This is a genomic window from Pseudoxanthomonas helianthi, assembly GCF_017939625.1.
GTDB classification, from domain to species: domain Bacteria; phylum Pseudomonadota; class Gammaproteobacteria; order Xanthomonadales; family Xanthomonadaceae; genus Pseudoxanthomonas_A; species Pseudoxanthomonas_A helianthi.
Map to the genome: position 1 here is coordinate 1,154,913 of NZ_JAGKTC010000001.1, position 9,770 is coordinate 1,164,682.

Below are 9,770 nucleotides of genomic sequence, written 5' to 3' on the forward strand. Positions count from 1 at the left end.
CTTTCGAAAGCGTCATCGACACGGATTGACGCGGATGGGCGCGGATAAAAACTCTGAAGTTTTATCCGCGTTTTCCGCGTCAATCCGCATCAACCACGCCACCCCCCGCATTCACCCCTCCCAGCGGAACACTTCCTCGAGCGGTTTGCCGAACACCTCGGCGATGCGGAACGCGGTCTCCAGGCTTGGCGAATACTTGCCGGCTTCCACCGCGGCGATGGTCTGCCGGGTCAGCCCGACCCGCTGGCCCAGTTCCGCCTGGGTCATCTCGTTGGCGAGGAAGCGCAAGGTGCGGATGTTGTTGGTCAAGCGGCGCTCAGCCATGCCAGCCACCCCGGCGGTACCACATCACGACCAGCCCGCTGTGCACGATCTCGGCGATGGCAATGGCCCGCAGCGCGGCGTGCGCGATGTCCCAGCCGGTGTGCTGGAACGGCATCACGCAACCGACCACGATCATCCCGGCCATCAGCACGTAATACGCGATGGCCGAGGCGCGCAGATCGATCAGGCGGTCGCGTTCGTCCACTGCCTTCGGGTCGCGGGTGAACAGCCAGGCGAAGAAGGCGATCAGCCCCAGCGAACCCAGCGCCAGGGCCAGCCAGCCGATCTTGTGCAGGAAGCTCTGCGCCAGCCACGCCTGGTGGCCGATGCCGATGGCGGAGAAGTAGGCGGTGAACACGACGACCAGCGCCACCAGCCAGATCCACGCATAACGTTCCCTGGGCAACATGTTGGCTACTCCCCTGCGATTGAAGGTCAAGGACACGCGACGCAAGGTAAAACTGGATTTACTCGATGTCAATAATTTTTTACTTGATGGAATGGAAATTTTCCCCTCCAACCCCATGTCGCGGCTAAGTCTTGGATATTCATGGAAATTTGCCGGCCGGCGGCTTGCCCGCCCCGCTGCCGGCGGGCATAATGCGCGGCTCGCTGCGTCCGGTTCGTGCCGGATTTGCGGCCGGAAGCGCGATTCCGGCTTGGGTCTGCAGCGTTCCTTCCCCGTATCGCATGGCGGCCTCGGCCGCAGGGGCCGCCGTCTTCCAGGCTATGGAAGGCAAGATTATTTCGAGGTGCACAGATGTCCCGCGTATGCCAAGTTTCCGGCAAGCGTGTGCAGACGGGCAACAACGTCTCCCACGCCAACAACCGTACCCGCCGCCGCTTCCTGCCCAACCTGCACGAGCGCCGCTTCTGGGTCGCCAGCGAGAACCGCTGGGTCAAGCTGAAGGTTTCCGCGCACTCCCTGCGCACCATCGACAAGGTCGGCATCGACGTCGTGCTGGCCGAGCTGCGCGCGCGCGGCGAGAAGATCTGAGGAGATAGGACATGGCAGGCAAGCGCGACAAGATCAAGCTGGTGTCCACGGCCGATACCGGCCACTTCTACACCACCGACAAGAACAAGAAGAACACCCCCGGGAAGATGGAAATGAAGAAGTACGACCCGGTGGTGCGCAAGCACGTGGTCTACAAGGAAGCGAAGATCAAGTAATCCCGCTTCCGGGATCCGAAGAAAACCCGCCTCACGGCGGGTTTTCTTTTGGGTCTCCGGATTTCGACAGGGAGTCCCCTTCTCCCCGCAAGCGGGGAGAAGGTGGCCAGCAGGCCGGATGAGGGGCGCGAGCGAAGCGAGCGTGCTTTTGCTTCCGGCATACGAGCAACAACGGCAAAAGCAAAAACGCCCCTCACCCGCCTTCGGCACCCTCTCCCCGAAAAGCAGCGGGGAGAGGGAAACCGCATCGAGTTCGCACCATCCCGAATACCCTGCGCATTGAGGGGTGCCGGCAACAAACGAGTGCCTACAAAACCGTGGCGGCGACCGGCACAATCGCCCCATGTCGTCCCTGATCGCTGACGCCTGATGGAACCGCACTGGTCGCTCGGCACCTGGCTGCTGGGCCTCGACTGGGCCATCCGCGTCGCCGCGCTGCTGTGGATTCCTTCGCGCACCACCTCGGCGGCCGCGCGCAGCTGGATGTTGCTGGTCGGCTTCGTGCCGTTGTTCGGCCTGCCGCTGTACCTGTTGTTCGGCCACCCTTGGCTGTCGCGCCAACGCGTGCACCGGCAGGCGCTGGCTTCGCAGATGATCCGCGAGGAACAGGCGCCGTTGCGCGACCTGCGCTGGACCCCGCCCGGCCACGGCGCGGAAAGCGAAATGGCGCCGCTGATCGAGCGGCTGGGCGACTTCATGCCCACCCACGGCAACGCGGTCGAACTGCTCGACGACTACGACGCTTCGCTGCGCGCGCTAATCGGCGACATCGACGCGGCGCGCGAACGCGTGCACCTGCTGTATTACCTGATGTTCGACGATGCGGTCGGCGACGCGGTGGCCGACGCATTGCAACGCGCCGCCGCGCGCGGCGTGCGTTGCCGCCTGTTGCTGGACGCGGTCGGGGCCAAGCGCGGGTTGCACGCGTATGCCCGGCGTCTTCGCGCCGCCGGCGTGCAGGTCCACGACATGCTGCCGGGCGGCCTGCGCTGGCGGCGCAGCGGGCGCATGGACCTGCGCAACCACCGCAAGGTCGCGGTGATCGACAATCGCACCGCCTATGTCGGCTCGCAGAACCTGGCCGATGCGGACTTCGTCCCCGGCCGCCCCAACCGCGAACTGGTTGCGCGCGTGCACGGCCCGGTGGTGGCGCATCTGGAAGGCGTGTTCGCCAGCGACTGGTACATCGAGACCGGCGAAGCCCTGCCGGTGACCCCGACCACGCCGGTGCACAACGCCGACGTCGCCACCCAGCTGCTGCCCAGCGGCCCTGCATATCCGTTCGAGAACGCGCGCGACACGGTCAACGCACTGATCCACCTGGCCCAGCGCAAGCTGGTGCTGGTCACTCCGTACTTCGTGCCGGACGATGCGACGCTCAGCGCGCTGCGCATCGCCGCGCTGTCGGGCGTGGACGTGCAGCTGATCCTGTCGGCGAGCAACAACCAGCGGCTGACTGCGTGGGCGCAGGCGTCGTACTACGAGGAACTGCTGCGCTGCGGCGTCAGAATCGCGCTGTATCGCCCGCATTTCCTCCACGCCAAGCACCTCAGCGTGGACGACGACATGGCCCTGATCGGCTCGATCAACCTGGACATCCGCTCGTTCGCGTTGAACGCGGAAGTCGGCCTGGTCTGCTACGACGCCGGCGTGGTCGCGCGGATGCGCGAAATCGAAGCCTCGTACCTGGCCGAGGCCGACACGATCTCGCTGCAGGCCTGGCGCAAGCGCCCCGCGTGGCACCGTAGCCGCGAAGGGATCGCGCGACTGGCCGATTCGCTGATGTGACCGCAGGAAAGGCGTGCGAAAAGGCCGCAACACAGCATCGCCTACAATGTGCGCGATGAGCGATGCAAACCACGGGACCGCCCCCGCACCGCAGCACGGGGCAAGCTTCGACATCGCCATTGTCGGCGGCGGCGCGGCTGGAGTCATGGCCGCGATACATGCCCTGCGCCTGTGCAGGGCGTCCGCACGCATCGCGCTGGTGGAACCGGCGGCGTTGGGACAGGGCGTGGCCTACGCGACCGTGCATTCGGAACACCTGCTCAACGTGCCGGCGCAGCGGATGAGCGCGTTCGACGATGCGCCGGAGGATTTCCTCGATTTCGTCGTCGCCACCGACGCCGGCGGCGCCAGTCGCGAGCAGCTCGGCCCACAATTCGTGCAACGCCACCGCTACGCCGACTATCTCGGCGAACGCCTGCGCGAAGCGCGCGAGGCCAGCACCGCCGAACTGGTCGTGCACGGCAGTCGGGTGGTCGCACTGGACGACGACGGCACGCGCTCGCGGCTGACCCTGGAAGACGGGGAGCAGATCTGCGCGCGTGGCGTCGTCCTGGCCATCGGCAATACGCCACGGCCGCTGCCGGCGCACGGCGCGATCCGGCTGTCCCCGGCGCAGCGCTTGTCGGCGTGGAATTTCGACGCGGTGAAGCGCGTCCCGGCCGGCGCCGAGGTGTGCATCGCCGGTTCCGGCCTGAGCATGGTCGACGCCGTGCTGAGCCTGGCCGCGAACGGCCACCACGGCCGCATCCACGTACTGTCGCGACATGCATTGCTGCCGCAATCGCACGCGCCGCATGCGACGGTCGACCTGAACGTGAAGGCCCTGCTCGGCCTGCCGCTGCGCCAGCGCATGCGCGTATTGCGCGAGGCGGTGCGCGAGGCAGGGCAGGCCGGCACGCCCTGGCAGGCGGTGATGGAATGCCTGCGCCCGCATGGACAGGCGCTCTGGCAATCGCTGTCGCCAGCCGACCAGCGTCGCTTCCTGCGCCATGTCGTGCGCTACTGGGACGTGCACCGCCATCGCGTCGCCGCGCAGGTGCATGCGTCCGTACAGGCACTGGTCCAGGACGGCCGAATCCGGCTGCATCGCGGACGATTGCGCGAAGTCGAGACGGTCGGCCCGCGGGTACGCGTTTCCGCACAGATGCGCGACGGCCGCATCGACCAGTTCGACGTCGACACTGTGATCAACGCCACCGGCATGGAAATGCGCGCGCAGGCCATGCGCAACCCGCTGCTGTCCGACCTGCTGGGCAAGGGCATGGCCGTACCGGGTGCGCACGGCATCGGCATCCGCACCACCCTCGACGGCCGCGTGGTCGATGCCGCGGGCCAGGCGCAATCACGCCTGCTGGCACTGGGCAGCCTGCGCATCGGTTGCCTGTGGGAAAGCACGGCGGTGCCGGAGTTGCGCGGGCAGGCCGAAGCGGTGGTGCGGGCATTGCTGGGACGTGGGGATAACTAAGCCGAGCGTAATGCCGGATTTTTGCTTTTGCTGTTGCCCTTGCTTGGCGGGCCCCGTCCGCAGCGGCGGAGACGGCGGGTAAACCCCGCAGGGGCGGCGCACAGGGATGTGCGCCGTTTCCGGAGCAACAGGATGTTGCTTCCGGAAATTCCCGCCGTCTCCGCGGACCCTTCGTGCGCAGCACGAAGGGCGCGAGGAAGGGTGTGCTTGACCAGACATTCGCCTGTTGAAGAGCATTTCTTTTGGTTACTTTTCTTTGCACAAGCAAAGAAAAGTGACTCGCGCACCAGCGCGAAAGCTCTTGTAGGAGCGCACCTTGGTGCGCGACCGGAAGCCTCATTTGCTGAGGAATCGTCCACGCAACTTCGCTTTTACGGTCGCGCACCAAGGTGCGCTCCTACGGGCGCAAAAGCAAAATGGATCCCAGCGTTCGCCGGGATGACGAGCAACGGCAAAAGCAGCCGGATGTGTTCGGCTCTACATGGCTGCACTCGGCGCAGTACTACAGCGAGGACACATCCTTGCCTCTGGGATCACCCAGCCGATCTTCCTTGCCCCCACGGAGTGGAGCTGGAGGCAGGAGCCAAACCGACGGCGGCCGGTCCGGATATCGATTCCGACCAAGCCTCCACGCAGTAAACTCCCGCCACCAATGTCCCACCGGGAGGGGCCGTGGTTTCGAGCTGGGTCCTGCTGCTGGTCTCCATCGGTTATGCCGCGCTGCTGTTCGCGGTGGCGTGGTGGGGCGACCGTCGCCCGCTGTATCCGGACCGGCCGTGGCTGCGCCCCGTGGTGTACGGCCTCGCCCTGGCCGTGTACTGCTCATCGTGGACCTTCTACGGCGCCGTGGGCAGCGCGGTCCGCTATGGCGTCGGCTACCTGCCGATCTACCTCGGCCCGCTGCTGTTGCTGCTGTTCGGCTGGCGCATCATCGAACGCCTGGCGCTGATCGCGCACCACCAGAACACGGTCTCCATCGCCGACTTCATCTCCTCGCGCTATGGCCGCTCGCGCCGCCTGGCCGCGCTGGTCGCGATCATCGCCCTGATCGGCGTGGTGCCCTACCTGGCCCTGCAATACAAGGCAGTGGCGCTGAGCCTGGGCGTGCTGACCGGACTGGACGCGTCGCACGCCGGTTTCTTCGCCGACCCCGCGCTGTACGTGGCCCTGCTGATGGCGCTGTTCGCCGCGCTGTTCGGCACCCGCCAGGTCGACGCCACCGAACACCACCACGGCATGATGCTGGCCATCGCACTGGAATCGGTGGTGAAGCTGCTCGCCATCGTCGCGGTCGGCGTGTTCGCCTGGCTGTGGCTGGGCGGTTCGGCGCGGGTCGAAGACGCGGCGACGACGCTGTTCCGCAACGCGCCGCCGGTCGGCTTCTTCACCCAGACCCTGCTTGGCTTCCTCGCCATCGTCTGCCTGCCGCGCCAGTTCCACGTCGCCGTGGTCGAATGCAGCGACGCGCGCGACATCCGCAAGGCGCGCTGGCTGTTCGGCGGCTACCTGCTGCTGATCTCGGCGATGGTCGTCCCGATCGCCGCGGCCGGCGTGGCGGTGTTCGGCACCGGCGGCAACATCGCCAGCGATACCTTCGTGCTGGCGTTGCCGTTGCAGGCCGGGCGCGACGCGCTGGCGCTGGCCGCGTACATCGGCGGCTTCTCCGCGGCGACCGGCATGGCCATCGTGGCCAGCATCGCCCTGTCGACGATGGTCAGCAACGACCTGGTGATGCCGCTGCTGCTGCGTCGCGGCTGGGGCACGCGCCACGCTGGCGCCGACGTCGCCAGCGGCGTGTTGTGGATCCGCCGCGCCGCGATCGTGCTGCTGGCGCTGTGCGCCTACGCGTACTACCGCTTCAGCCGCGGCAACGACAGTTCGCTGGCCGCGTACGGACTGATCGCGTTCGCCGCGGTCGCGCAGTTCGCGCCGGGGTTGATCGGCGGCCTGTACTGGCGCGGTGCCAGCCGGCGCGGCGTGGAATGGGGAATGCTCGCCGGTTTCGTGGTCTGGGCCTACACCCTGCTGCTGCCGACGCTGTCGGAAACGCTGTCGGCTTCGGGCTGGCTGGATCCGCGCTGGCTGCAGACCGGGCCTTTCGGCATCGGCTGGCTGCGGCCGCAGCAACTGTTCGGCCTGAGCGGCTGGGATGCGCTGACCCACGGCACGTTCTGGTCGCTGCTGGTCAACGCGGCGACGATGATGCTGGTGTCGGCGCGCTGGCGGCCGAGCGTCGACGAGCGCCTGCGCATCGCGCCCTTCCTCGATCCGTATTCGCAACGGCAGGCGCTGGCCGCGGGCGAATGGCCCGGCAGCGTGCGCGTCGCCGATCTGCTCGCGCTGGCCGGGCGCGTACTGGGCGAACGCCACGCCCGACGCGCGTTCGACGAACAGGCGCAGGCCCTGGGCCGCGAACTGAAGCCGGACGCGCCCGCGGACCGCGCCTGGGTGCAGTTCACCGAACGCCAGCTGGCCGCGGCGATCGGCGCCGCCTCGGCGCGACTGGTGTTGACCAGCGTGCTGCACGGCTCGGGCATGGAGCTGGGCGAAGTGGTCGCGGTGCTCGACGAAACCGGACAGGAACTGCGCTTCAACCGTGAAATCCTCTCGGCGACGCTGGAGAACATCAGCGCGGGCGTCAGCGTGGTCGACCGCGACATGCGCCTGGTCGCGTGGAACCGGCGCTACCAGCAGATGTTCGGCTACCCGGAGGGCATGCTCTACGTCGGCCGTCCGGTCGCCGACCTGATCCGCTGGAACGCCGAGCGCGGCGAACTGGGCGACGGCGAACCCGAGGAACAGGTGCGCAAGCGCATCGACTACATGCGCATCGGCTCGCCGCACGTGTTCGAACGCGTGCGCAGCGACGGCAAGGTGTTCGAGATGCGCGGCCAGTCGCTGGCCGGCGGCGGCTACGTCACCAGCTACAACGACATCACCGACTTCAAGCGTGCCGAACAGGCCCTGCTGGAGGCCAACGAAACCCTCGAACAGCGCGTGGCCGAACGCAGCCGCGTCGCCGAGCTGGCGCAGCAGTCGAAGAGCCGCTTCCTCGCCGCGATCAGCCACGACGTGCTGCAGCCGCTGAACGCCGCGCGGCTGTTCACCTCGGCCCTGCGCGGCAGCGAGGACGCCCAGGAACAGCGCCACCTGGCCGAACGCGTCGATGCCTCGCTGCGCGCGGCGGAGGAATTGCTCGACGGCCTGCTCGACGTGTCGCGGCTCGACGCCGGCGCGCTGCACGCGCAGGCCAGCGATTTCGACGCCGCAGAACTGCTGCGCGAACTGCATTCGCAATACGCGCCGCTGGCCGCCGGTCGCGGCCTAGACCTGCGCTTGCACGCGCGTGCGCTGCCGGTGCGCAGCGACCGCCGCCTGCTACGCCGCGTGCTGCAGAACTTCCTGGCCAACGCGCTGCGCTACACCCGCCAGGGCCGGGTCGTGCTGTCCGCGCGCGCTCGCGGCACCCAGGTCGAGCTGCAGGTGTGGGACACCGGCCCGGGCATTCCCGAGGCGCACATGCGGCAGATCTTCGACGAGTTCCATCGCTACGAGCAGCCGTTCGACTGGGGCGAACAGGGCCTGGGTCTGGGCCTCTCCATTTGCCAGCGCATTTCACGCCTGCTCGGCCACCGCCTCGACGCGCACAGCGTGGTCGGCCACGGCAGCATGTTCTCGATCACCGTGCCGCGCGCGGTCGCCGCGCTGGATCGCCGCCACGCGCCGCGCGAGCAGGCGCAGGCCGACAGCCTGCGCGGGCTGCGCGTGCTGTGCGTGGACAACGACAGCGAGATCCTCGACGGCATGCGCGCCTTGCTTGGCCGCTGGCAGGCCGAGGTGATCGTGGCCACCACGGTCGACGAGGCCCTGCAGAAGATCGGCGAACGCCCGGCGGTGATGCTGGTCGACTACCACCTGCACGACCGCCTCGACGGCCTCGACGCGCTGGATGCGTTGCGCGCGGCCAGCGACGTGCCGATCGCGGGTGCGTTGCTGACCGCCGACGGGCGCGACGAGCTGAAGCGGGAAGCGCGCGAGCGCGGCTATCGCCTGCTGACCAAGCCGGTGAAGCCGGCCTCGTTGCGCGCGTTCCTCACTGCGCAGTTGCAGGCCGTTGCGCCCAGCGAGCCTTGATGGCGACGGCGAGCCGGCGCCACCGAGCACGCCTGCGCGTTCTAGAGGGAGCCGACGGCAACCGCCGCCAGGCACAGGAAGCCGATCAGGAACGAGGCGACGCGCCATCCCGTCCTTGCGGTTCGACGCGTGACCAAGGCGTAGCCGGATACGGGCACCAGCAGCAGCAGGCCCACCAGCGCCGCGACGAGCGTCCACGAAGCCGCCTGCCACACGAGCGGGTTCGCCGGAAAGGTGAAAAGCACGGACGCGGCCGCCGTTGCGATGCCGACCGCCACCAAGGTGAGCGAGCCGGTCGAGACGAAATTGCGCAATGCTGTCATGGACGACCGACGAAGACGGATGCGTTGCGGATTGTCGGACGCCGCCGTCGGCGCCGCAAACCCTAGTCCCAGCGGTTAGCGTTCTTGGGAAAGCCCGGACGCTGGACGCGAACCACGCAGAAGCGCTGGCCCGTCGGCGCCTGCATCACGACCCAACGCTCCAGCCGGTCGACCACTTGCGCGCCGAGGGCTTCCAGGCGGGAAACCTCGGCGGGAATGTCGTCCGTCTCGATGTCGATATGGACCCGGCTTTCGTGCTCGACGCGCTGGAGCTGCACGATGGGTTCGTCCTCCGGCGTCTCCAGCATCACGTAGTTGCCGCGGGTTCCCGGATGGTCGGGATCCACCGCGCGGCCGAGCGCCGCGGCCCAGAATTCGGCGGCCTGGCCGATGTCCGCGACGCGGCAATCGATCAATAGTGCGCACAGGCGGGAATGGTGCATGGGTCCTCCGTCGGTTGCTGGATCAATGGCGACATGCATCGTGCGAGGCATGCCTTGGACATTTCTGACGATGGCTACTTGCGTGTCGGCGGTGCGTGATCGTCCGACCGCGCATCCGGA

General features: G+C 67.8%; 9 protein-coding genes. 5 read left to right on the top strand and 4 right to left on the bottom strand.

Features of this window, described 5'->3' with window-relative positions:
* Nucleotides 1-111: 111 nt before the first annotated feature.
* Nucleotides 112-324: a helix-turn-helix transcriptional regulator gene (locus J5837_RS05235; protein ID WP_425504817.1), complete on the bottom strand. Its 213-nt coding sequence runs from the start codon at nt 322-324 to the stop codon at nt 112-114.
* Complete coding sequence (locus J5837_RS05240) at nt 317-733, bottom strand: DUF2178 domain-containing protein (protein ID WP_210535646.1); 417 nt, start codon at nt 731-733, stop codon at nt 317-319. The genes J5837_RS05235 and J5837_RS05240 overlap by 8 nt, the downstream gene beginning before the upstream one ends.
* Before the next feature lie 351 nt (nt 734-1,084).
* Here J5837_RS05240 and rpmB point away from each other — a divergent pair, with 351 nt between their 5' ends.
* The 5 genes from rpmB to J5837_RS05265 all read left to right on the top strand — a co-directional run bounded on the left by rpmB (nt 1,085) and on the right by J5837_RS05265 (nt 8,884).
* Nucleotides 1,085-1,321 carry a 50S ribosomal protein L28 gene (rpmB, locus tag J5837_RS05245; protein ID WP_210535647.1) on the top strand — a complete coding sequence of 79 codons (237 nt, stop codon included), beginning with the start codon at nt 1,085-1,087 and terminating at the stop codon, nt 1,319-1,321.
* A gap of 11 nt (nt 1,322-1,332) precedes the next feature.
* Nucleotides 1,333-1,497: a 50S ribosomal protein L33 gene (rpmG, locus tag J5837_RS05250; RefSeq protein WP_210535648.1), complete on the top strand. Its 165-nt coding sequence runs from the start codon at nt 1,333-1,335 to the stop codon at nt 1,495-1,497.
* A gap of 369 nt (nt 1,498-1,866) precedes the next feature.
* Nucleotides 1,867-3,285, top strand: a complete 1,419-nt coding sequence (cls, locus tag J5837_RS05255; protein WP_210535649.1) for a cardiolipin synthase — start codon at nt 1,867-1,869, stop codon at nt 3,283-3,285.
* 55 nt (nt 3,286-3,340) lie between these two features.
* Nucleotides 3,341-4,750 carry an FAD/NAD(P)-binding protein gene (locus tag J5837_RS05260; RefSeq protein WP_210535650.1) on the top strand — a complete coding sequence of 470 codons (1,410 nt, stop codon included), beginning with the start codon at nt 3,341-3,343 and terminating at the stop codon, nt 4,748-4,750.
* Nucleotides 4,751-5,422: 672 nt separating this feature from the next.
* The gene (locus J5837_RS05265) at nt 5,423-8,884 is read left to right on the top strand and encodes a hybrid sensor histidine kinase/response regulator (RefSeq protein ID WP_210535651.1); all 3,462 of its coding nucleotides are present in this window, start codon (nt 5,423-5,425) and stop codon (nt 8,882-8,884) included.
* A gap of 41 nt (nt 8,885-8,925) precedes the next feature.
* Here J5837_RS05265 and J5837_RS05270 read toward each other — a convergent pair whose 3' ends face one another.
* Together J5837_RS05270 and J5837_RS05275 are read right to left on the bottom strand one after the other, a co-directional pair.
* Nucleotides 8,926-9,207: a hypothetical protein gene (locus tag J5837_RS05270; protein WP_210535652.1), complete on the bottom strand. Its 282-nt coding sequence runs from the start codon at nt 9,205-9,207 to the stop codon at nt 8,926-8,928.
* A gap of 62 nt (nt 9,208-9,269) precedes the next feature.
* A partial coding sequence (locus J5837_RS05275; RefSeq protein ID WP_342345506.1) for a VOC family protein occupies nt 9,270-9,770 on the bottom strand: 501 nt, incomplete at its 5' end.

Excerpts from the sequence above, each read along its gene's own strand:
- J5837_RS05270 (WP_210535652.1), bottom strand. The coding sequence starts at position 9,207 with ATGACAGCATTGCGCAATTTCGTCTCGACCGGCTCGCTCACCTTGGTG.
- rpmG (WP_210535648.1), top strand. The coding sequence starts at position 1,333 with ATGGCAGGCAAGCGCGACAAGATCAAGCTGGTGTCCACGGCCGATACC.
- J5837_RS05260 (WP_210535650.1), top strand. The coding sequence starts at position 3,341 with ATGAGCGATGCAAACCACGGGACCGCCCCCGCACCGCAGCACGGGGCA.
- cls (WP_210535649.1), top strand. The coding sequence starts at position 1,867 with ATGGAACCGCACTGGTCGCTCGGCACCTGGCTGCTGGGCCTCGACTGG.
- J5837_RS05240 (WP_210535646.1), bottom strand. The coding sequence starts at position 733 with ATGTTGCCCAGGGAACGTTATGCGTGGATCTGGCTGGTGGCGCTGGTC.
- rpmB (WP_210535647.1), top strand. The coding sequence starts at position 1,085 with ATGTCCCGCGTATGCCAAGTTTCCGGCAAGCGTGTGCAGACGGGCAAC.
- J5837_RS05235 (WP_425504817.1), bottom strand. The coding sequence starts at position 324 with ATGGCTGAGCGCCGCTTGACCAACAACATCCGCACCTTGCGCTTCCTC.